The organism is Companilactobacillus kimchiensis (genome assembly GCF_001438805.1).
Classification (GTDB): domain Bacteria; phylum Bacillota; class Bacilli; order Lactobacillales; family Lactobacillaceae; genus Companilactobacillus; species Companilactobacillus kimchiensis.
Map to the genome: position 1 here is coordinate 45691 of NZ_JQCF01000013.1, position 22756 is coordinate 68446.

Annotated in this window: 19 protein-coding genes; 12 read left to right on the forward strand and 7 right to left on the reverse strand. The window is 35.0% G+C overall.

Going from position 1 to position 22756, the window contains the following annotated elements:
* The first annotated feature begins 40 nt into the window (after positions 1-40).
* Positions 41-664, forward strand: coding sequence for a GyrI-like domain-containing protein (locus IV57_RS07795; protein ID WP_057880955.1), 624 nt, complete (start codon positions 41-43; stop codon positions 662-664).
* 588 nt (positions 665-1252) lie between these two features.
* Here the strand turns inward: IV57_RS07795 and IV57_RS07800 are convergent.
* Positions 1253-3397, reverse strand: coding sequence for an LTA synthase family protein (locus IV57_RS07800; RefSeq protein WP_057880956.1), 2145 nt, complete (start codon positions 3395-3397; stop codon positions 1253-1255).
* A 79-nt stretch (positions 3398-3476) separates the two neighbouring features.
* On the reverse strand, positions 3477-5627 hold the full coding sequence (locus IV57_RS07805) for an LTA synthase family protein (protein WP_057880957.1): 2151 nt from the start codon (positions 5625-5627) through the stop codon (positions 3477-3479).
* A 112-nt stretch (positions 5628-5739) separates the two neighbouring features.
* Here IV57_RS07805 and IV57_RS07810 point away from each other — a divergent pair, with 112 nt between their 5' ends.
* From IV57_RS07810 to IV57_RS07820, 3 genes are all read left to right on the forward strand, one after another.
* Complete coding sequence (locus IV57_RS07810; protein ID WP_057880976.1) at positions 5740-6360, forward strand: VanZ family protein; 621 nt, start codon at positions 5740-5742, stop codon at positions 6358-6360.
* Positions 6361-6415: 55 nt separating this feature from the next.
* Complete coding sequence (locus tag IV57_RS07815) at positions 6416-7756, forward strand: glucose-6-phosphate isomerase (protein ID WP_057880958.1); 1341 nt, start codon at positions 6416-6418, stop codon at positions 7754-7756.
* Between the two features lie 192 nt (positions 7757-7948).
* Positions 7949-9829, forward strand: coding sequence for a MucBP domain-containing protein (locus IV57_RS07820; protein ID WP_057880959.1), 1881 nt, complete (start codon positions 7949-7951; stop codon positions 9827-9829).
* Between the two features lie 42 nt (positions 9830-9871).
* Here IV57_RS07820 and IV57_RS07825 read toward each other — a convergent pair whose 3' ends face one another.
* The 3 genes from IV57_RS07825 to IV57_RS07835 form a co-directional block, all read right to left on the reverse strand.
* Positions 9872-10363, reverse strand: coding sequence for a GNAT family N-acetyltransferase (locus tag IV57_RS07825; RefSeq protein WP_057880960.1), 492 nt, complete (start codon positions 10361-10363; stop codon positions 9872-9874).
* Between the two features lie 2 nt (positions 10364-10365).
* Complete coding sequence (brnQ, locus tag IV57_RS07830) at positions 10366-11763, reverse strand: branched-chain amino acid transport system II carrier protein (RefSeq protein WP_057880961.1); 1398 nt, start codon at positions 11761-11763, stop codon at positions 10366-10368.
* A 548-nt stretch (positions 11764-12311) separates the two neighbouring features.
* Positions 12312-14030 (reverse strand): DUF6792 domain-containing protein, encoded by a 1719-nt coding sequence (locus tag IV57_RS07835; protein WP_057880962.1) that lies wholly within the window; start codon positions 14028-14030, stop codon positions 12312-12314.
* A gap of 147 nt (positions 14031-14177) precedes the next feature.
* On the opposite strand from IV57_RS07835, the gene IV57_RS07840 reads away from it, so the two are divergent.
* Both IV57_RS07840 and IV57_RS07845 read left to right on the forward strand, forming a co-directional pair.
* Complete coding sequence (locus IV57_RS07840; protein ID WP_057880963.1) at positions 14178-14399, forward strand: hypothetical protein; 222 nt, start codon at positions 14178-14180, stop codon at positions 14397-14399.
* 13 nt (positions 14400-14412) lie between these two features.
* On the forward strand, positions 14413-16512 hold the full coding sequence (locus IV57_RS07845; RefSeq protein WP_057880964.1) for an AAA family ATPase: 2100 nt from the start codon (positions 14413-14415) through the stop codon (positions 16510-16512).
* A gap of 107 nt (positions 16513-16619) precedes the next feature.
* On the opposite strand, the gene IV57_RS07850 is transcribed toward IV57_RS07845, so the two are convergent.
* Both IV57_RS07850 and IV57_RS07855 read right to left on the reverse strand, forming a co-directional pair.
* A complete protein-coding gene (locus tag IV57_RS07850) occupies positions 16620-16907 on the reverse strand; it encodes a hypothetical protein (RefSeq protein ID WP_057880965.1) in 288 nt (95 codons plus the stop codon).
* Positions 16908-17064: 157 nt separating this feature from the next.
* Positions 17065-17835: a DeoR/GlpR family DNA-binding transcription regulator gene (locus IV57_RS07855; protein ID WP_057880966.1), complete on the reverse strand. Its 771-nt coding sequence runs from the start codon at positions 17833-17835 to the stop codon at positions 17065-17067.
* Positions 17836-18130: 295 nt separating this feature from the next.
* Here IV57_RS07855 and IV57_RS07860 point away from each other — a divergent pair, with 295 nt between their 5' ends.
* The 6 genes from IV57_RS07860 (at position 18131) to rhaD (ending at position 22475) form a co-directional block, all read left to right on the forward strand.
* Positions 18131-18595, forward strand: coding sequence for a PTS sugar transporter subunit IIA (locus IV57_RS07860; protein WP_057880967.1), 465 nt, complete (start codon positions 18131-18133; stop codon positions 18593-18595).
* A gap of 22 nt (positions 18596-18617) precedes the next feature.
* Positions 18618-18929, forward strand: a complete 312-nt coding sequence (locus IV57_RS07865; protein ID WP_057880968.1) for a PTS sugar transporter subunit IIB — start codon at positions 18618-18620, stop codon at positions 18927-18929.
* Between the two features lie 37 nt (positions 18930-18966).
* A complete protein-coding gene (locus IV57_RS07870; RefSeq protein WP_057880969.1) occupies positions 18967-20526 on the forward strand; it encodes a PTS galactitol transporter subunit IIC in 1560 nt (519 codons plus the stop codon).
* A gap of 28 nt (positions 20527-20554) precedes the next feature.
* A complete protein-coding gene (locus IV57_RS07875) occupies positions 20555-20809 on the forward strand; it encodes a hypothetical protein (protein ID WP_057880970.1) in 255 nt (84 codons plus the stop codon).
* A gap of 22 nt (positions 20810-20831) precedes the next feature.
* Entirely contained in the window at positions 20832-21554 is a 723-nt protein-coding gene (locus IV57_RS07880) for a class II aldolase/adducin family protein (RefSeq protein WP_057880971.1), read from the forward strand.
* Positions 21555-21644: 90 nt separating this feature from the next.
* Positions 21645-22475, forward strand: a complete 831-nt coding sequence (rhaD, locus tag IV57_RS07885) for a rhamnulose-1-phosphate aldolase (RefSeq protein WP_057880972.1) — start codon at positions 21645-21647, stop codon at positions 22473-22475.
* The last annotated feature ends 281 nt before the right edge of the window (positions 22476-22756 follow it).

A 22756-nucleotide genomic window follows, 5' to 3' on the forward strand; every position in this document is an offset into this window, starting at 1 on the left:
ATTGAAATAAAGATATTTTTATGAAAAGGGGTAAACAATCATGAAATACGAATGGCGTAAACAAGAAAAAGAACTTTATACAACTAAGAAAAATCCAGTTATTTTATTAGTGCCTGGGCAAAAATTTATCTCATTACATGGAATTGGTGATCCTAATGGTTCAAATTTTCAAGATCGCATTCAGACGCTTTATCCGGCCGCCTATGGTATCAAAGCTGCTTATAAGAAATATTGTCTGGACAAAAAGGTCGAATTTAATGACTATACTGTTTTTCCATTAGAAGGCATCTGGTCACTAACCAATAAAGGTCAACAATTAGATTATCTTGACAAGAATGAATTTAGCTATGACATCATGATTCGTGTGCCTAACTTTGTACCTCAGAATTTATTGGAACCAACACTGCAAGAAATTAAGTCTCAAAAAAAGCTATCATTAATTGATAAGATAGAAATTAAAAAATTTGAACCAATGCAAGTTGCACAAGTTTTACATGTTGGTAGTTACGACGATGAGCCGGCAAGCTTTCAAAAAATTGATCAATTAGTAAAATCTGAAGGTAAAAAACGCATTTCTAAAATTCATCGAGAGATTTATTTGTCCGATGCTAGACGAGCTGTGCCTGATAAATTAAAGACTATTTTGCGTTATCGGATTAAATAATACTAGCTGAATTAAAAAATTCTTACTCATGATTGGTTAAAGTGGAAGTGTACTTAACTTCCCGTCTTCCACAACAAAGCCGATTTGGCTGGAACGCAGTAGGCCGACTTGAAGCCGATGAAGTTCACATCGTCTCCAAGCTCGACCTCATTCTAAGCAATAAATTGCTAAGAATGATTTTACTGCTGAGCCAATCGGCTTTGTTGTTCCAGACTAGAGAACTCTTTGATTGTTATTAATTATAAACAAAATCACACTAGATTATTGTGAATCCCTTAATTGAGGATTCATATGCAATAATCTAGTGTGATTTCTTTTTTTGAAGAAATAATCTATCTAATTAGCCAAACATCATAAGGGGCTTGTAATATAAGGTCCTTATGATGTTTTAATAATTATCAAAATATATTTAATATTTTTCAATTACACAATATATAAAACAAAACCTAGCTCGGAGTAAGGAAGAAAAAATGGCTCAATAGCACTGCTATGTTCCAGCCAATTTTTTCTTCCTTACAGAGAGCGGCATCAGTATAACCTCTTCGTTAACTTCCGTTTTAATCAATCATAAGTAAGAACCAAAAAATTTTATTTAGCTTTTTTATTCAAATAAGACCAACTGTCGATCGGTGTACGGTCATCTTGTAACTGTACAGCATCGGTATTATATAAATCGGTAGTGCTCTTGTTACCATTTCGAGAATAAAGACTAGTAGATTTATCACCTAGACTATCACGAAGTTGCTCCATTTGTTGAACTTGATTCTGATAAGAATAATTAGCGGGATTGACAGGTGTAAAGCCTGCCGGAGTATAGAATCTCAAGAGATTCTTGTTGTTGATATTATCAGAAGTCTTCAAACGCAAGTCAACTTCCTTTTCCCACTTAGCAACTTTGGTTAATAGTTGTGGATTATCGCGCATATCGATTTGTTCACCGGTTTCATTAGAGTAAACTCGCTCGGAGTTACCGGTTCGATAGACTGTGTAGTGTGGAGTGATAAAGTTTCTATTGCGGAAAGGTACGATTGAATTGTGTTGTTTGGAGAAGAGATCGGTTCCCATTTGAACATATTGTCCGGTGTTGATACCAGCCAAATGTAAGATAGTTGGCAAGACATCAATTTCACCACCAAAAGTATGATTGATGCCACCTTTTAGACCATCCATATGAATCATGAATGGAACCTTTTGCATTGTCTGAGTAGTATTAAACTCAGTCCAAGTATCTGGAGATTTGCCTAGTAAAGTTGATAGGGCAGTGTGTTGTTCTTCATTTAAACCATAGTGATCTCCGTAGAGAACAACCATAGAATTTTTATCTAAACCAGTGGCTTTGAGATAATTGAAGAATTCTTCAACTGATTTATCCAAATAATGGGCTGTTTTGAAATAACGATTGACCGTTGAATTGGAATTGTCAGAAGTTTGAAAATCACCGTTATCCTCATCTGATAATGGATAACCAACGTGGTTGGTAACGGTTAAAAATTTGACATAAAATGGTTGCTGCATTTGTTCAAGGTATTTGGCACCTTCAGAGAATAATAACTTATCTTTCATACCATAGTTATTTTCTGATAAGGAACCAGGTGTGACATTATAGTAGCTTTCATCAAAGAAATAGTTGTAGCCCATGTTCTTGTAAGTCACATTTCGACCCCAGAAACTACCGGTATTACCATGGAAAACAGCGCTGGTATAACCTTTTTTCTGTCCTAGAATGGCTGGAGCAGCTTGGAAGGTGTTGTCACCACCAAGTTTTTGGAAGAATGATCCTTCGGGCAAGCCATAAAGGCCAGATTCCAACATAGTTTCCGCATCACTAGTCCGACCAGCACCTACTTCATGGTAAAAATTATCAAAAGAAACAGTGTTTTGGTCATTGTAGAGACTATTCAGGAAGGGGGTAACTTCTTGACCATTGATCTTCATACCAATCAGAAATTGTTCAAAACTTTCCAAATGGATGATGATGATGTTTTTACCATTAGCTTTACCAAAATATTCAGGGTCAGGTGCAGCATAATTTTGTTTGGTGTAATCCAAGACATCATCAACTTCAGTTTCAGTGGCGCTGGAACGAACTTGGTCATTTTGAACTGAACGTACAGAGTCGTAAGCCAAAAAAGCATTGATTCCTAAATATTTAACGATATAAGAGTGGTCAAAGGTCCGACTTAGCAATTGGGGACGATTGGCTTCTGAGCCAGCTAAATCGGCGGAGAAGAGCGCAACACCTAAACAAGTGGTTGCTAGAGCGTTTAATTTTCTAAAGGGACGATTATCGATTTTGACAAACCGAGTGATGAATAATAAAAAAATAATAACAAAATCTATTATGTAGATTAGATCACGTAGTTGCATTGAACCGGCAGTACTGCTGCCCAGACCTTTGGCGACCTTGCTAACTCCGGTGATGGTACTGACGGAAATAAAGTCGGCCAATTCACGATAATAAAGGATATTTGCGTAAATAAAGACGGAATCGACAATATAAATGATTCCCATGACAATATAAGATAGTTTAGCTTTATTGATATAGAGCGCTAAACTCATTAAAAAAACAATTGTTGCCAGTGGATTTACGATCAAAAAGAAATGCTGAAGTAAATTCTCAACACTTAATGAGAAATCCAAGTAGTACGCAACAACTGTTTTTAACCATAAACAAACGATTAGGAATGTCATAAAACCTAATCGTGAATTTAATATGGATTGAATTTTTTTCATTTTTTCCCTCATAACTAATTTAGTTCACCGACTAATAATACGTTATTTCGGAAAATAAAAAAAGCCAGCTTTTGCCGACTTATTTAGTTGTATCATTATTACCCTTGAGAACACTGGACCAACTGTCAATATCAGTACGATCGCCATTAAGTTCGGGAGCGTCAGTATTATAAAGGTCAGTTGTTGATTTATTACCATTTTTAGAATAAACACTGGTTGATTTCAAACCCAGGTCATTGCGAGTTTGAATCAAACGTTGAATTTCATTTTGATAGCTATAATTCTTAGGATCAACTGGCGTAAAGTCAGTCGGTGTGTAGAAGCGTAAGAGGTTCTTGTTGTTGATCGTATCAGAGAGCTTGAGCTTTTTAGCAACGTATTTTTGCCACTTAGTAACCTTGGCTTTTAGAATAGGATCCTGATTTAAATCAACTTGTTCACCAGTTTTATTTCGATAAACTTCAGGATTGCCGTCACTGTCCTTGAGAACTGTGTAATGTGGTGTGACAAAGTTTTTATTTCTAAAAATGGTGATGGGGTCATGTTGTTTAGATAGTAGATCAGTTCCTAATTGAACGTATTGTTTAGTATTGATGCCGGCCAAATGTAGAATGGTTGGCAAGACGTCAATTTCACCTCCATAAGAATGATTGACACCACCCTTGAGACCTTTCATATGAATCATAAATGGAACCTTTTGCATCTGAGAATCATTGAAGTCGGACCAATCATCATCACTAACCCCAAGTAATGGAGCTAAAGCAGGGTTTTGACTGTTGGATAATCCATAGTGATCACCATAAAGCACAATCATTGAGTTATCATAGATGCCGCTTGATTTTAGATAATCAAATAATTCCTTTAGAGAATTATCTAAATAATGGGCAGTCAAGAAGTAATTGTTAACGGCACTATTATCAGTATCAGGTGCTGTGAAACCATCATTATCTTCTTCTGGCAATTGGAAAGGATAGTGATTGGTGACAGTAATAAATTTGGCATAGAAAGGTTGTTGGAGTTGTTCCAAATATTTGACACTTTCTGAAAGCATTAATTTATCTTTCATGCCATATTCCAAACTGGAATCGTCAGTTTTATTGAAATAGCTAGAATCAAAGAAATAATTGTAACCCATATTCTTATAAACATTATCACGATTCCAGAAACTACCGATATTACCGTGGAACACAGCGCTGGTATAACCCTCCTTTTGTCCTAAGATAGCTGGGGCCGCTTGGAAAGTGTTGTCACTACCAAGTTTGGAGAATAACGAACCTTCAGGCAATCCGAATAAACCAGTTTCAAGCATGTTTTCCGCGTCACTAGTTTTACCTTGTCCGACTTCATGATAGAAATTATCAAAGGACATAGTATTCTTGTCGCCATAAAGACTATTAAGGAATGGTGTAACTTCTTGTCCATTGACCTTATCGTTGATCAAAAACTGTTGAAAACTTTCCAAATGAATAATAATGATATTTTTACCCTTAGCAGCACCATAATATTTAGGATTAGGTTTAGCATAATTTTGATTAACATAAGATAAAACATCATCCATATCGGTACCAACGGCTTCAGAACGAACCTGATTATTCTGAACAGTTTTGATTGAATCATAAGCCAAGAAAGTATTGAGTCCTAAATATTTAACAATATAGGCCCGATCAAAAGTTCGTCCTAATAGTTGAGGACGATTGCATTCGGCAATTGTTAGGTTGAATGAGAATAGAAAAACACCCAATAAAGTTGTCGCCACGGCAGTTAATTTCCTCATTGGTCGGTCGTCAATTTTGATATAATGAATAAGGAATAAAATTGCTATTATAATGAAATCTAGTCCATAAATAAAATCATGGGTTTGAATGAGGTTAGCAGCACTGCCACCGAGACCCTTAGAAACTTTTGAGGCTCCGGCGATAGTATTGAATGAAAGAAAATCACTAAATTCCCGAAAGTAGAGAATGTTTCCATAGAGTAAAGCTGATTCCAAAAGATAAATAACTCCCATAACGATGTACGATATTTTGGGATTATTTATATACAACGCTATGCTTAGAAGGATTAATGTGGTAGCAATGGGATTGATAATTAGAATTAGATGTTGTAACGGATCCGAAACGCCTAATGAGAAGTCTAAATAGTAGGCAATAACGGTTTTGATCCACAAAGCAAAAATCAGTAACGCCATGAATCCAAGGCGTTTGTTCAAAATATTTTTAAATTTATTCATTGAAAATTCCTTATTTGTAAAAATTCTTTAATAAATCTATTTAAAGGCTAAATAAATTACTTAATTGTTAGTATAATACGTTATAGGTGAAAAGTGGGAAAGAATGAGCAAAATGATATTTTTAGGACCTTTATACGATTACATATACAAAACATATGCAATGAAAATTAATCATTTTCCATTGATTAGGCTTTCTTTTTATGCTGTAGATAAAGCAATCTTGTATACCTTATTTTTTATTGTTTTAAGATATATTTGGATAAGGGTTAAGAAAAAAGAATTTCATTTCGGTCATGAATTTTGGCTGACCGTATTTGTTTTCTATGTTTTCCTACTTTTTGCTTTAACAGTTTTTCGGGATGGCTATTTCATATGGCAATTCAAATTTTATTTCCATCGCCCGTTGTCACAAATTAATATAATTCCACTGGTAGAAACATTTAAATTAACAAAAGGTCAGTCTTTAGTCGACTTTATTTATAATTTATATGGTAATATTGTGTGGTTCGTACCAATGGGAGTATTTATTCCGGCATTGACCAAACGACACTTAGGTTTCCTTAGAGTCGTCCTGATTGGAGCCTTGATCTCAACTTCGATTGAAACAATGCAATTTGTTTTAAATACCGGTGTAACCGATATAGATGATGTGATTTTTAATACTCTTGGCGCTGCGGTAGGATATTTGTTATATTTTGTTGGAAAATGGATAAAAATGCGAATAAAAATTTGAAATTTTCTTCGAAAATGATTAATCTAGTTTTGACGATATATATGGAGGAGAGAAAATGACACAAATTAAATTTGATGATTCAAAATTAGGCAAGTTCATTCAAGATAATGAACTTGGCGAAATGCAAGCACTTGTTACAGCTGCTGATGACGAATTACGTAAGGGTACCGGTGCCGGTGCTGACTTCCGTGGTTTCATCGACTTGCCTGTTGATTATGACAAGGATGAATTCGCTCGCATTAAGAAAGCTGCTAAAAAGATCCAATCTGATTCAGAAGTATTTATCGGAATTGGTATTGGTGGATCATACTTAGGTGCACGTGCAGCTATCGACTTTTTGAGCTCATCATTCTACAACGTTAAAAATGACAAGGATGTTCCAGAAGTTTACTTCTGTGGTAACTCAATTTCTCCAAATTACATTGCTGATTTACTAGAAGTTATCGGTGACCGTGACTTCAGTATCAACATTATTTCAAAATCTGGTACAACAACAGAACCTTCAATTGCTTTCAGAATTCTAAAGGCTAAATTGATCGAAAAATATGGTGCCGAAGCTGCCAAGGGTCGTATCTACGCTACTACTGACCGTGCTAAGGGTGCTCTTAAAGTAGAATCTGATGCTGAAGGCTACGAAGAATTCGTTGTTCCTGATGACATTGGTGGTCGTTTCTCAGTTCTTACAGCCGTTGGTTTGTTGCCAATCGCCGTTGCTGGTGCTGACATTGACAAGTTGATGGAAGGTGCTGCTGCTGCACGTACCGACTATTCATCAGCTGACCTTACAAAGAACGATGCTTACAAGTATGCTGCTTTGAGAAACATCTTGTATCGTAAGGGTTATACAACAGAATTGCTTGAAAACTACGAACCAAACGTTCAATACTTTGGTGAATGGTGGAAGCAATTGATGGGTGAATCTGAAGGTAAAGACCAAAAGGGTATCTACCCATCATCAGCTAACTTCTCAACTGACTTGCACTCATTAGGTCAATATATCCAAGAAGGCCGTCGTAACCTTATGGAAACTGTTGTCTTAATCGACAAGCCTAGACATGATGTTAAGATCCCTGCTGAAAAGGGTAACCTTGACGGTTTGGAATATCTTGAAAACAAGTCAATGGACTTTGTTAACAAGAAAGCTTATGAAGGTGTTGTCTTAGCTCATACCGATGGTGGCGTTCCTGTTATGTCAGTTCATATTGAAGAACAAAATGCCTTTAACTTGGGTTACTTGATGTACTTCTTCGAAATTGCTGTTGGTATTTCAGGTTACTTGAATGGTATCAACCCATTCAACCAACCTGGTGTTGAAGCTTACAAGAAGAACATGTTCGGTTTGCTAGGTCGTCCTGGTTATGAAGAACTTGGTAAAGAATTAAACAAGAGACTATAATTATTAATAAATAAAGTAAAACTCCTTACATTTAATTATGTAGGGAGTTTTTTTTATCCTAAGTCAGATGTAATATAATAAAAATCATTTTAGATAATAAAAACACTTAATTTATGGATCTAATGAAAACGCTTTATATTATATAATTACGTTGAAAATAGTAATTATATTTTAGAAAAGTGAGGCACAATCATGAGTAAAAATCGTGTTAAAAAAATAATCAAAATATTAAGTATTTCATTATTTTCAGCGACTATGTTCTTAGGAGTAAGTCAATCAATGATTACGGTTGACGCTGCCCCACGTGTTGAAAATAAACAATCTGGACAATTATCGTTAGAAGACTTTGAAAAACCAAGTAATTTACCTATTGAACTTGAGCCAGGAATGAAGATACCAACAAAAAAGACTGTTAAAACTGGGCCAATTGGTAAACCATCGAATGAAGATCCGGAGGATATTCCAGATGCAACTGTAGTTGATTTTCCTGATGCTACATTGGATAGTGCCGTAAAAACTGCCCTGGGTGTTAAAGATGAAGTTACTGTTGGTGATATCAGAAATAGAAAGACCACCTTAAATATTTCTGCGGGTACTTCTGATAATCCAGTTAATAATTATGCTGGGATGGAGTATTTTAAGTATTTACCAAGAACGACGGATTTTATCTTTGGTTCAGATTTTGGTAACAAGGTGACTGAGTTCTCCGATTTTGAGGGAATTCATTTTTCGGAGTTTAAGATGTATGGTGATTTTATCGATACAGATGTAGCGGCTTTGACTAAGATTCCAACCGATAAAATGTATAGTGTTAGTTTATTTGGTAGAGGAACTTATCAGAGAACCTTTACTGGATTGCAAAATGAACAGTTGGCTGCTTTGGGTCCCTGGTTGACTGATATGTATAACAATAATGTGGATAAATTTAAATATATTGGACTTGCCTTTGATAATATAACGGATTTCAGACCATTGAAAGGACTTAATACTGAAATCAATGGTTGGTTAATTGGTACAGGAAATTCTTATATTGATCGCGATACAGTTAACATTGTCGATCACGATGTTAATACTATTAAGGCAAAACCAGTTTACGATATTGAGGGGACTAATTTAAATGATAAGTATGATACAACGATTAGATCAGATAATAAACGTAGTCGGACTTTAGTAAATCTTGGTGATAGTGAATATAAATATGATCCAGTTTCATTGCAAACAGGGGCTAATTATGTCACCTATGGATACTATGGAATGATTTATGTTAGCGGAAATGATCCGATTTCTTATGTTGAAACCAGTTATACCGGCGATAAAAATGAAGGTTTATTATTCAGATACGATCTTCTGAATTATCGGATTGCTGATTTTCAAGATAATCCAACTGTTAAAATTAATTATGTTGATGAAAGTGGGAATGAATTAAGAGATTCTCAAACAATACCTGGAGATAAAATTGGTGATGAGTATGATCTGACTGATCATTCTAAAATCGAAGGTTATAGTTTGATTTCGCCAAAGGACCTAACTGGTAAATATACGCAGGATCCGCAGGAAAAAGATTTCGTCTATAAAGATGATGAAGACGAAGACGACAATGGTGGTGATACCGGCGGCGGAGATGGTTCTGGTGGTGGCAACGGTGGTGGTTCAACTGTTGATAGAACTGTTGAGAATTCAATTCAAAATGTTAGTACTTACGCTAATAGATCAGCAGTCGATTTGTTTGATTATCATGGTCATAGACTGACTGATCGTCAATTGGCAGCTGATTCTGGGTGGTACAGTGATAAAATCATGACACTTAGAGGTGTTAAGTATTATCGTGTATCTAGTTCTGAATGGATCAAGGTAAATGACGCTTATGAATATACAATCAAAGACGGTGTAGTACGGACGAAAAGGGATACACCGTATAAAAAATTAATTAATGCTCATAGTGAACCTTCTAATCGTGGTTTAGCTCCTGGAACTGATTGGAAATTTGATCGGACAGTTGAGTTTGATGGTAAAACTTATTATCGTGTATCCACAAATGAATTTGTAGCTGCCGATGATGTGAGTGAGGTGTAGTAAAAGAGCTAACAGTCAGAAAGTGATTGTTAGCTCTTTTTATTATTTCTTAATATAAACAACTTCATGTAAAATTCCGTAACTTGTTTGATCAGCGAGTAAATCGGTTGTGGCAGTGAAACCAAATAGTTCATAAAATGCCTGAGCAGCCAGATTGGCCTTCAAAACGATTAAATAAATATCAGTAAAGTGTTGTTGGAGAATATCTAAAGCTGCTTGGAAAAGTTTTTGACCAATTCCTTGATGGTGCCACTTAGGTAATACATAGAGTGAATAAATCTCGCCAAAACCGGCATATTTTTTCCGGCGGGCTGGTCCATATGTGCAAACTCCAATAGTTTGTCCATCCGATGTGACAGCAATTAAAGTATTGTCCCATCTAGTTTCGGGGTGCCAAGTGGTTTTGGGGTCGATATTATCAAGGAAAACCTGAGGAACTAAGCCACGATATGAATAGTTCCAGGTTTGATAATAAACTGTTCTGACAGCATCAAAGTTATAATTCTGATCAGTTTTAGTTATTTGATAATTCATAATTAATCTCGACTTTCAACTTCAGCGGATTCATTTGCAAAGATACCGAGTTTACTTAGTAATAATCCTAAGAAGAAACCGACCAAAGTAGGTACGATCCAACCGAGGCCTAGACTGGCAAATGGTACATATTGGTGATAAGCGGCTAAAGTAGTTTTGACAAATGTTAGGTTGGTTACGGCGGCAGGTGAAGCATTTAACATGTCAAAAATAGCAGGTAAAACAGTAAAAGCAATAGTCATTTTGTAAACGACTCCAGCATAAGGTTTTGAATGAACCGTTAGAGAAGTTAAGATCAAAGCTAATGAAAGTGGATAAAGTAGCATTAAGACTGGCAATGACCAAGCGATGATGTTATCAAGCCCGGCATTAGCGACAACAAATGATAAAACGGTCGTAGTTCTCAACCAAGCTAGGTAACTGACTTTAGGGAATAATTTGTGGAAATCTTGTGAGAATGAAGCAACCAATCCCATTGCGGTCGTGAAGACACCTAAGGTAACTAAAACACCTAAGAAAGCAGCTCCAAAATTACCAAAGTAATAATTAACGATTGATGATAAGGCATCGCCACCGTTAGCGGAGGGATTCATTTTGTTCAAACTGAAAGCACCTAAGAGTACTAAGCCAAAGTATACGAGAACTTCCAAACCGATACTTAGGGAACCAGCTTTGGCGGTCAAACCTGACAATTCCCGGTCTTTGTAACCAAGATCCTTGGCCGCATGAACAAAGGTAACGCTTAAAGCTAATAATGCTACAGCATCGATAGTGTTGTAACCTTCAAGCAAACCACTGACTGTTGAATTAGTTTGATAGGCTTGAGTTGGCATATGGTTCAATCCACCCATGGGATGCAGGAAAGCAACTACAAAAATGATTGCCAGTAAAACTAAGAAGATAGTGTTGAGATATTTACCAACATATTTTAGTAATTTATTTTGATGCACTGTTAGTGTGTAGGCCAAAGTAAAGAATAAAGCCGTGAAAAGAAACATTCCAATAGTATCAAATTTGGCAGGTAAGAATGGTTTAGCTGCCATTTCGTAAGCCATAGCAGCAGTACGAGGAGTACCGAAGAATGGTCCGATAGTTAAGTGGACCAATACTAGAAAAAGTGCGGCATGAAATTTACCAACTGGACGAGCAAGATCGTATAAGCCATCACTCTTAGTAACCACAACGGCCAAGATGGCAAGCAGTGGAAAGAGGGAACCAGAAATTGCAAATCCGAAAGCGGCTGATACCCAATTATTACCAGCAAGTTGTCCCAAATGAACTGGAAAAATTAAGTTACCTGAACCAAAGAACATTCCAAAAATTAAAGAACTGACAATCAATAAATGTGAAAATTTACTTTTATTTGTTTTTTCTCCTGATAAATCGTAATCGTTTCTCATAAATAATCCTCCTAAAAATGTTGTTTCTAATCTGAGTTATATCGTTAGTGCCACTAATATTACTAATGTCAGAATCCATTTTTAACCATCTCCTTTATTTTTGAAAAACGTTTGTTGAAAATTAAAATCTGCCGTTTTATTCGAGAAAACCTGTTGATCCTCGTTATCATTTTTTTGTTGTCAGCTTTATCGTTCAAATGAGCTGACCGCCACTATTTCGCTCTCTCAAGATAAAAAAAGAGCCCTTTTCCAGCTAAGGAAAAGGGCTCAAATAGAACGGTACCACCTTTTATGGGTATTCAAAAAATACTCACTCAATTAACGGACAAATAATCCGCTAGCCTAATAATGGTGGCAGCCACGATAACCTACATTTCGGCATCGAACTCAGAAATGATTTTCGAAATTCTCGCGACGGTCACTTTGCACTGAACATGACTCACTAATCGTACTTGAGATTTTTACTTTTTTCTTCAACGTTTTGTTGGTTCGTATTATAGACATCAAAAAATTAAATAGCAAGGATAATTTTAATTAAATTATAATCTTTATAATTTATGTGGTGTACGATTGAGAAAATGTTTAGCACCATCTATAACGTGGAAATAGGTGGCTAAGCTGAACATATCAGGGTTCAGGCTTCGTAAGAATGGCCATTCGCGTAACGAACCTTTGAAGATAGAATTATTTTGATGAATAAATTTTTTACTGACCATTTGTGGTTGATCCATAAATAGTCCTGATTGATAAAGATAATTAGAATAGTCAAAGAAATACTTGGCAGTTTCCTGCTCACCAATCGTGTTACGTAACACTTTAGTCCGAGCACCAATGAATCCTAAACTATTGCGAACGACCTGACGACTGTTATCGGAACTTGATAAATAGGCGAATAGTTCCTCAAAAAAGTGTTGGTAAGCGTGGATTTCACCACTGCTAAGGTAAGCGCGAGGATGATTCTTGAAAGGATATTTCCAATTGCTGAGATTATATTCCCATTTTTGACCGATCCAAATGGTAAATGGTAACTCATAAAATACTTGGGTCATATCTTGTTCAAAACATTCGTTAATAATTTCTGGGTAATCACGAGGTAACTGTTTTTTGATCTCACTGTTCAAGGTGGGAGTAATAAATTTAGTTCCATCAGTGTCATTGGTTAGCTCAAATAATTTCTTCCAAACATCCTCACTGAATAGATCTGGTTTGACATGGTGGATAAGTTTTAAATTTATCGGTGCAGAATTTAAGGTATAACCAGCATCAAAACTATTATCCATTAATTGCAAAGTTTGTACAAAATGGCCGCCTAGGGAATGACCGATGCCATAGACTAATGATTGTGAGGCAATATGTTCGTTTAGGTAACGTAAGAAATCTTGTGCAACTATTAATTGACGATTTTCTTTAGTGCTGCCAATCAAAATAGAATTAACGTTGTAATCCCAATCTTTATAATTTTCAAGAATAGATTTTTCAAATCGCTTACTTCGAGAACGAATCGATTGATCTACATTGGCTTCAGTACCCTTAAAAGTCACATAACACTCTTTGATACCATCAATCGATATTTCATAAGCAATACTAGAAAATCCACATTCAGAGGCTTCTGGGAAGATGTCACGAACGTCATATGATCTGATATAATCTGGAATTCGCTGGATGCGACTGTAAATTAAAAACTTTAGATAATTTTCTGGTCTGAATTCTTGATAAAGGTAACGATCATAATCGAACTGCAATAATTTAGTTCGGAAATCAACATCATGTAACAATTCACCAGCCTGATATGGTTCGTCACGTAATTTCAATGGTAAAAGGTCATTCAGTAATAAAATAACGTAAATTTGATTCAAATATCCGCGACAAGGATTGATCTGTTCATCTTCAATCATTGAGATTAATTGTTTGAGTTTATTAATTTTACGGTTTCTTGAAGGGACATTAAAATTGGTTTCATGATGAGTTTGATCGAGATTTTTTAATTTCAAAGCTTTATCAATTAGTTGGGGATGTATTGTCGTGTCTTTGGAAAACTGTTCTGCACGTAAATCAATTATTTGGTTCAAGACCAAATTGGTAAGACGCGTTTTTTCTTTGTTTAAATAAGCATAACTAAAATAAAGTCGCTTATTTTGAGGTAGTAGTTTTTTACTGTCCTCTTTGTTAAATGTTAATGGGAAGTTCTGATGTGCCCGAAAGTCGAGCAGATCGAGTTGATCATAAATATGATTCAATCGGTTTAGATTACTCAATAATTCCCTCATTTGATCACCTCACATTAATATTATTTTACCAAATTATTGATATATAAGGAATTTCTTACCCTTTTTAAAATTATGTCACATTTGTGGTACTTCACACTTGTGCTATGTCACAAACGTGCTATACTATTCACTGTGGAGGTAGGAAAGATGTGGATAGATATCAAATCATACTTAGATGACAACGATTTAACGATATATGTAATAGCAAAGAAAAGCGGGTATGGTTATACGACTCTGCATAAATCTTTCAATAAGAAACAAACTTCCGCCACATCGATGAATTTGCGCGATATAGAGGCAATTGCCAAAGCGCAGGATACCGAAATGTGGAAAGTTCTGCGTGAATTGGAGTTGCATTACTTAAAGTGAGGAGGCTTTTTATATGGCAAGATCATTTTGGGACGACGATCCATTTAACGACAACAACATGGACGAAATATTTAAAAGATTAATGAGTCAGCAAAACGGTGATTCACAGGCAAAGTATTATGTGAATGGTCGAGAATTGACTCCAGAAGAATTAGCAAAATATCAAGAGGCTAGAACTGCAGGAAGTAATATTCCAGTTAGTGAAAGTCCTAAACAAAAAGAGAGTACCATTTTAGAAAAACTTGGTCGTAATTTAACTCAAGAGGCTAAAGCTGGTCTGCTTGATCCAGTTATCGGCCGTGATAAAGAGATTCAAGAAACAGCGGAAGTTTTGAGCCGTAGAACTAAGAACAATCCAATTCTGGTAGGTGATGCCGGAGTTGGTAAGACCGCAGTTGTTGAAGGTTTAGCTCAAGCAATCGTTAAGGGCAATGTACCGGAAGCAATCAAAGATAAACAAATTGTTTCAATCGATTTATCTGCACTTGAGGCGGGGACACAATACCGTGGTTCATTTGAAGAAAATATTCAAAATTTACTCAAAGAAGTTAAGAAGGCTGGAAATGTTGTCTTATTCTTTGACGAAATTCACCAAATTATCGGAGCTGGATCATCTGGTTCAGATTCTGGTAGTAAGGGTTTAGCTGATATTATCAAACCAGCCTTAAGCCGCGGCGAGATTTCAATTATTGGTGCCACTACTCAAGATGAGTATCGCAACACGATTATGAAAGATGCCGCTTTAGCTAGAAGATTTAATGATGTAACAATCAATGAACCAAGCAAAGAATCAACAGTAGCGATTTTGAAGGGATTACGTAGTGCTTATGAGAATCACCACCACGTCAAATTACCAGATAATGTTTTGAAGGCTGCCGTTGATTATTCGGTTCAATACATTCCTCAAAGATCTTTACCTGACAAAGCAATTGACCTAATTGATATGACAGCAGCACACTTAGCTGCGAAGAATCCAATTACCGATAAAGTTAGTTTGGAAAAGGATCTCAGGCAAGCTGAAAAAGATAAAGATATTGCTGCTTCAAAAGAAGATTATGAAAAGGCAGCCAGTTTAAAGAAAAATATCGAAGATATTCAAACCAAACTAAATAATGGCGATGCATCAACTGATGAACCAGTTGCTAAAGTTAACGATATTGCGGATTCAGTTCAAAGATTGACTGGTGTACCGGTTTCGCAAATGGGCGCCAGTGATATTGAGAGATTAAAGGACATGGGCAAACGTCTAAAGAACAAAGTTATTGGTCAAGATGAAGCTGTTGACATGGTTGTAAGAGCCATCCGTCGGAATCGGGCAGGGTTTGATGAGGGCAATCGTCCAATCGGTAGTTTCCTATTCGTAGGACCTACTGGTGTTGGTAAGACTGAATTAGTCAAACAATTGGCCAGTGATATGTTCGGAAGCAAGAGCGCCATTGTCCGTTTGGATATGAGTGAATACTCTGATTTAACTGCCGTATCTAAGTTGATCGGTACTTCAGCTGGTTATGTTGGTTATGAAGACAACGGCAATACTTTGACTGAAAAAGTACGTCGGAATCCTTATTCCATCGTTTTACTTGATGAAATCGAAAAGGCCAATCCTCAAGTTTTGACTTTATTATTACAAGTAATGGATGACGGTCGTTTGACTGACGGTCAAGGTAACGTAGTTGATTTCAAGAACACGATCATTATTGCTACTTCCAATGCTGGTTTCAGCACTAAGGGCAGCAAGGATGAAAAACTAATGGATAAATTAGCACCATACTTCAGTCCAGAATTTTTGAATAGATTTAACGGAATCGTTGAATTTACTCATCTATCTAAAGTTGATTTGAATCAAATCGTTGACTTGATGATCGATGATGTTAACCGTAATTTAGCTAAGAAGGATATTACCTTGGAGATTACTCTAGAAGCCAAAGAATGGTTGATTGATGAAGGTTATGATGAAGCGATGGGAGCTAGACCATTACGTCGAGTGATCGAACAACAAATTAGAGATAAGGTTGCTGAATTTTATCTTGATCATATTGAAGTGAAAGATTTGAAGGCTGACTTAGTTGATGGAACCATTAAGATCTCTGAGAAAGCAGCTGTTAAAAATTAAAATCCCATAAACAAAAAAGATCCGATGAGTGAAGTTACCATTTCACTCGTCGAATCTTTTTTTGTTTTAAATGCGATCACAGTTTGAAAGATTACTGTCTAATTCAATTAAGCCATAATTTCAGTCATTAAATTTTTCTTTAGGTAGTCGTATTCTCCAAAACCACTGTATAAAAATGCATATTGATTATTGTTATAGTCAAATTGAATTCTATTCCAACTATAATACATGCTCTCTTTTATATTAGCGATTTTAGAAACTTCAATTTTTTCAGTTGAGGAGTGAAGCATTCCATCAAGTGGTTTGATGGTTAAAATTCCATTTGAGAATGAGAAATTAGAATAGCCATATGAAACTGATTCATTACCTTTAATTATTTCAATGTATGCGAACATGATTTTCACTTTCCCTTCTTGATTTCAAAACCATGGTAACCTATCGAACTGGTTTTATAGCAAGCATAAAAATTAATTGTTTTTAGTTTGTAATATGGATGTTTAATTTTGTTATAACGTCATTGGTAAAGCATAAATATATCAATGAAAACACTGTTTATATTTTAGGATAAATTATGTTTACTTTTAACCTTCGTAATCGAACTAAGAATTCAATTGGTGGTTTTCTGTCTGTTATTAGAGTTGACCATGCAGGAAATGAAGCCAATTGAACGTAATCGGAGTTGTTATTTTTAAATTTTGTATGATCAGCGACTAGGATACTTTCTCTGGCGTTTGCAATCATTTGTCGCTTGATATTTGCTTGCTCGATGTCAGCCATATAGGCTCCATGCATATCAAGAGTGCTACAAGACATGATAGCCAATTGAGGTCTAAACATTGCTAAATCTTGAATTGCATGGCTTCCGACTATTGAATCAGAATTCGGTTTGAGTTCTCCACCAGTAATAAAAACATGTAAATTGGACATTCTACTTGTTGCGACAGCAACTCTTAAATTATCAGTGATTATATTTAGATTATGATGGTGTGTTAAGAATGGCGGTAAAAAAGATAATGTTGTACTAGGATCTATGTACATTGCTTGATTATCTGTTATTCGTTTGGCAAGCAAACGACACATTATTTTTTTTCCAGCAGTTTGTTCATTCAATCTGTATGGGGAACTGAATTCTATATTAGAATTTGGTACTAAAGTGACCATTCCGAAAGTTCTTTGGATCTTTCCTGAATCCTCTAGGACTATTAAATCTCTTCTTAATGTTGAGGTACTTTCATCAATTAATTCGGATAATCTTTTGATACTTATTTTTTGATGTGCATCTAAAATATTTAGAATATTAGAAATTCGTTCATCTTTGTTCATGAATAATCCCTTCTTACAATGGTATTTGTTATTTGTAATGTTCAATGAATGAATAAATGGTCTTCCTTTTGATGAATGATTTTCAGAATATAGTGAATTCACTTTAAAGAATGTAAGCGCTTTAATATACTTTGAACTGAAGACAGGGTAATAAAGAAATAATGATATTGATAAAGGTATTAATCAATTATAAGAAAATATACGTAAATTTTAGTGATCATTAATTATAATTTAAACATTAATATTTTTATTATCAAGATAACCGCTGTCACAAAATGAATTATGGAGGATAAAAATGAACTATAAAGAAATGTTACAACCTGAATTAGTTTTTCTAAATATTGATGCTAAAGATCGCAAAAATTTATACAAGCAAATCGCAGAAAAATTAATGAAATTAGGTTATGTAAAGGATACTTATGAATCAGCATTAAATAAACGTGAAGATGAGTTTCCAACGGGGGTTGTAAGTGAGCATATTTCCATAGCATTACCTCATGCAAATCCTGAAAATATTAACAAACCATTTGTAGCCATTGTAACAACAAAGAATCTAATTGAACTATTACAAATGGGTTATAACACGAAAGAAGAAACAAAAACATTCTTTTTCCTTGGAATTCAGCATTCGGATGATCAATTAACTTTATTGCAAAAATTCATGGCATTGATTCAAGATAAAGATTTTGTTGATGATTTTGAGAGTATTACAGATGAATCAGAAATGTTTCAATATATTGAAAAAAAATTTAATGAATAAATTAGTTAGGAGAATAATTATTATGGCAAAAATCATCGTAGCATGTGGAAGCGGAGTTGCATCAAGCGAATTGGTAGTAAAACATATTTCAGATTTCTTTGAAGATCATGGTATTACTGGTGTCGATGTTGAGGCTACCGATTTTAAAAAGTTACCAGATATTTTAGCAAGTTATGATATTTATGTTTGGATTGCTCGTCCAAGTGAACAGATTCAAACCATCGTTGATGAAAATAATATTACATCAGTTAATGGATTACCTATTTTTACAGGTCAAAATCCAGAGGTTTCTTATAAGGAAATTATTTCAGGACTAAAAGGTCTTTCAGCATAAAAAATAATTAGTTAACAGTAAGAGGGGAGATTTCGTTATGGATGTTCTAAAGACGGTTGTTAATTATGTATTAAATCTTGGTGCACCAGTTTTTGTTCCATTAATTATGTTTATCCTAGCAACTGGTGCAGGATTAAAGCTTAAAAAGTCAGTATTGGCTGCCTTAACATTGGGTGTCGCCTTCAGTGGAATGACATTAGTTGTTAATTACATGATGGATTCCATTTCACCAGCTGCCAAAGCCATGTCAAAGATATTCCACTTGAGTCTGAATGCAATTGATGCAGGTTGGACAGGAGTGGCTGCCATTACTTGGTCCTACAAATCAGCTTTTCTGTTTTTTCCATTATTACTTGCAATAAATTTTGTCATGTTGACATTAAACTGGACAAAAACATTAAATGTTGATATGTGGAATGTATGGAACAAAATCTTTACATATGTAGTTGTTTTGTACTTCACACATAATGCATTCTATGGATTTATTGTTGCTGGAATTCAAATTGTACTTGAACTAAAAGCGGGGGATATGTGGCAACGTCATATTGAGGATCTAACTGGTATGCCAGGAGTTACGGTTCCGCACTTTGTAACATTATTCGCTGTTATTTTACAACCATTGAATAAATTACTTGATTTTATTCCAATTATGAATAAGCCATTTGATTCAGCTGCATTACAAAAGAAAATTGGTATTTTCGGTGATAATACCGTTATGGGTGCCATTATTGGTGTTCTATTAGGATTTGGTGCCGGTTATTCAGTATCTAAATCACTTAACTTGGCTATTCAAGCCGCAACAGCTATGACATTGTTCCCGATGATTTCAAAGTTATTCATGCAAGCTCTTTCACCTATTGCGGATGCGATGAGTGGGTTTATGAAGAAACACTTTAATGGTCGTGAAGTATATATCGGTGTTGATTGGCCTATTCTTGCCGGACGTAATGAATTATGGGTAACAGTTATTATCTTAGTTCCAGTTATGTTGATTTTTGCCATGATTCTTCCAGGGAACACTGTATTACCATTTGCGGGTATCATTAATCTTTCATTCGTTGTTGCTGCATTGTTATTAACAGGTGCTAATTTACTTCGTATGTTAGTTTTAGGATTTATTACAACCCCTATTTTTCTCTACGGTGCTACTTACTTTGCACCAATTATTACTAATTTGGCTAAAACAACAGGAACAGTCAAAGTTCATGCGGGTCAACAATTATCATGGTCAACCTTTGAAGGTCCAGATTTTCGTTTATTCTTCGCTAAAGCATTTGCAGGAGAATGGTGGGCTATTGGATTGTCAGTACTCTGGTTATTAGGTTTTGTATGGTTATATATTGATCAAAACAAAATTAAATTGCCTAGTCAACGTTATGATAAGTTGGCTACAGCTACTCAAGGAACTGCTGCTATTAATGTTAATGATTCAGTTAAAAATGATGCTGCAGATATTAATTTAGATGATTTAGACGGAATGGACTTTGGTGCTTCATCTAAGTCAAACAGTTCATCTAGTAAGAAAATATCATCTGACAATATTAATTTGAATGATTTGGATGGGATGGATTTTGGGAGTAAATCAAAAAAGGAATAAATTAATTAAATAGCAGGAGGCATTTTTAATGGGAAAGAGAAGAGATTTTAAATCAAAAAAGTTATTTTGGTCATTTCTACTTTTTGTAGATGTCCTGCTATTTATTGAAGCATTGGCGACCAATACGATCTGGGTACTATTTGTAGTAATGGTCATTAGTGAAATTATACATTTCAAAGGAAATAAATATCTTTTTGGGAAATTTGATATGGAAAGAAAAGAAAAAAGAGAAGTACGTAGACGTGAATATTTAAAACAACAAGCAGTTAATTCTGGCAAATAATTTGAGGAGGAAAGAAATTATTATGACTGAACAATATGTATTTGAACAAGAACGTAGGGATTTAGCAATGATTTGTCGAGAAATGTTTAATCGTAAAAATACGAATGTTGCTGGTGGAAATATTTCAGTGAAAATTACAGCTCCAAAGAATATGGACTATGGTGTTGTTCATATTAAAAAGAATCATGACTATATTATTATGACTCCTACAATGATGTCAGAATCATGGTATGGAAAACTTGATGGTGCGCAAATTCTATTAGTTGATTTAGAAACAGGTAAACAAATCGATGGTGTTGGTCGTTTGACTAGAGAAATCAATATGCATATTGAAGCATATAAGGCAAATTCTGGAATAAAATGTGTTTACCATTCACATGCTGAGGAATCAATGTTCTGGGCAACTATAGGTCAAGATATGCCTAATGTAACTGAAATAACATCGGATACAATGACATTGAAAAAAATCAAATGTTTACCATATCAACCGGCCTGTTCAAAAGAATTAGCAGATGAAGTACACAAAAACTTAGTTGATATTGGTGACGATGCCATTGAAAACATCTTCTTATTAAACAGTCATGGTGTATTAATTACATGTACTGATTTGCATGAGGCTACTAGAATTCTTGAAACTGTTGAATGGAATGCCAAAATTGCATATCAACAAACTGTATTTAAGGGATTGGGACTACTTGATGGTTATAAATCATGTGGTAGAAAAACAGACGCTTTTTTAAATTAAGATGTTTGAATTTCAAAATACAAATAGGATGCAAATTGATTTGGAATCATATTGCATGTGACTCTTTGTCGAGAAGAAAGGAATATTGTTATGAAATTTATTGATTCTAAATTTGTTAAAAAAATGAATGAAATTACAAATGAGTTGTACAGACATGGTTGGGACGAAAGAAATGGTGGAAATATTAGCCTTCGTTTAACTCAATCAGAAATAGATCAGTATGAAGATTTAAATACGACATTGAGAAACATACCCATTAAATTTGATGCCTCACCATTAGCCGGTCAATATTATTTAGTTACAGGAACAGGACGTTATTTTAAGAATGTACATAAGTATCCAGAGAGGGACACGGGATTAGTTCGTATTACAGACGAAGGTAACTCTGTTGATCTCTTATGGGGATTTAATGATGGCGGACAACCAACAAGTGAATTTCCAGCACATTTGATGACACATATCTCACGTCAAAAAGTAGATAATAATCAGCGTGTTGTAATGCACTGTCATCCAACTAATCTAGTCGCACTTTCTTTTACTCATAAACTAGATGAGGCAAGCATTAGTCGATTATTATGGAAAATGCAAGCTGAATCACTAGTTGTATTTCCAGAAGGTGTCGGAATTATTCCATATATGACCCCAGGTACTAATGAAATTGGTCAAGAAACTGCTGATAAAATGAACGAATTTAGAGTCGTTGTATGGCCACATCATGGAGTATTTGCTTGTGGAGATAATATGGATGAGGTCTATGGGCTAATCGAGACAGTTGAAAAGGCATGTATGATTTATACTGCAGTCAGAAGCCAAGGTAACATTCTTCAAAGTATAACTGATGATGATTTAAGAGATTTAGCAAAATCGTTTAATGTGATTCCTAACCCAGAGTTCCTATCAATGGCAACAGTTACTGGATAACAATAATAAAAATATCACACGATTATTGGCGTTAGCCAAAAGGTTGTATGATATTTTTTTAAGAAAATCATATTTAATAACTACGTAGGAAATAATGTGATTATAGGAGCAGGTAGCATGGTAAAACATAATATTTCAAGCTTATTGCGGTAGGTAATTCATGCAAGGTTCTTAGGGAAATAACCGACAGAGATAAAAAGGGATTTAATGGCTCGGATTTAATTTAGAAATTATAAAAAGAGGTATTATCATGAAAATTAAAGCTGCTGTAGTTGATAAAG

Excerpts from the sequence above, each read along its gene's own strand:
- IV57_RS07795 (WP_057880955.1), top strand. The coding sequence starts at position 41 with ATGAAATACGAATGGCGTAAACAAGAAAAAGAACTTTATACAACTAAG.
- IV57_RS07800 (WP_057880956.1), bottom strand. The coding sequence starts at position 3,397 with ATGAAAAAAATTCAATCCATATTAAATTCACGATTAGGTTTTATGACA.
- IV57_RS07805 (WP_057880957.1), bottom strand. The coding sequence starts at position 5,627 with ATGAATAAATTTAAAAATATTTTGAACAAACGCCTTGGATTCATGGCG.
- IV57_RS07810 (WP_057880976.1), top strand. The coding sequence starts at position 5,740 with ATGATATTTTTAGGACCTTTATACGATTACATATACAAAACATATGCA.
- IV57_RS07815 (WP_057880958.1), top strand. The coding sequence starts at position 6,416 with ATGACACAAATTAAATTTGATGATTCAAAATTAGGCAAGTTCATTCAA.
- IV57_RS07820 (WP_057880959.1), top strand. The coding sequence starts at position 7,949 with ATGAGTAAAAATCGTGTTAAAAAAATAATCAAAATATTAAGTATTTCA.
- IV57_RS07825 (WP_057880960.1), bottom strand. The coding sequence starts at position 10,363 with ATGAATTATCAAATAACTAAAACTGATCAGAATTATAACTTTGATGCT.
- brnQ (WP_057880961.1), bottom strand. The coding sequence starts at position 11,763 with ATGAGAAACGATTACGATTTATCAGGAGAAAAAACAAATAAAAGTAAA.
- IV57_RS07835 (WP_057880962.1), bottom strand. The coding sequence starts at position 14,030 with ATGAGGGAATTATTGAGTAATCTAAACCGATTGAATCATATTTATGAT.
- IV57_RS07840 (WP_057880963.1), top strand. The coding sequence starts at position 14,178 with ATGTGGATAGATATCAAATCATACTTAGATGACAACGATTTAACGATA.
- IV57_RS07845 (WP_057880964.1), top strand. The coding sequence starts at position 14,413 with ATGGCAAGATCATTTTGGGACGACGATCCATTTAACGACAACAACATG.
- IV57_RS07850 (WP_057880965.1), bottom strand. The coding sequence starts at position 16,907 with ATGTTCGCATACATTGAAATAATTAAAGGTAATGAATCAGTTTCATAT.
- IV57_RS07855 (WP_057880966.1), bottom strand. The coding sequence starts at position 17,835 with ATGAACAAAGATGAACGAATTTCTAATATTCTAAATATTTTAGATGCA.
- IV57_RS07860 (WP_057880967.1), top strand. The coding sequence starts at position 18,131 with ATGAACTATAAAGAAATGTTACAACCTGAATTAGTTTTTCTAAATATT.
- IV57_RS07865 (WP_057880968.1), top strand. The coding sequence starts at position 18,618 with ATGGCAAAAATCATCGTAGCATGTGGAAGCGGAGTTGCATCAAGCGAA.
- IV57_RS07870 (WP_057880969.1), top strand. The coding sequence starts at position 18,967 with ATGGATGTTCTAAAGACGGTTGTTAATTATGTATTAAATCTTGGTGCA.
- IV57_RS07875 (WP_057880970.1), top strand. The coding sequence starts at position 20,555 with ATGGGAAAGAGAAGAGATTTTAAATCAAAAAAGTTATTTTGGTCATTT.
- IV57_RS07880 (WP_057880971.1), top strand. The coding sequence starts at position 20,832 with ATGACTGAACAATATGTATTTGAACAAGAACGTAGGGATTTAGCAATG.
- rhaD (WP_057880972.1), top strand. The coding sequence starts at position 21,645 with ATGAAATTTATTGATTCTAAATTTGTTAAAAAAATGAATGAAATTACA.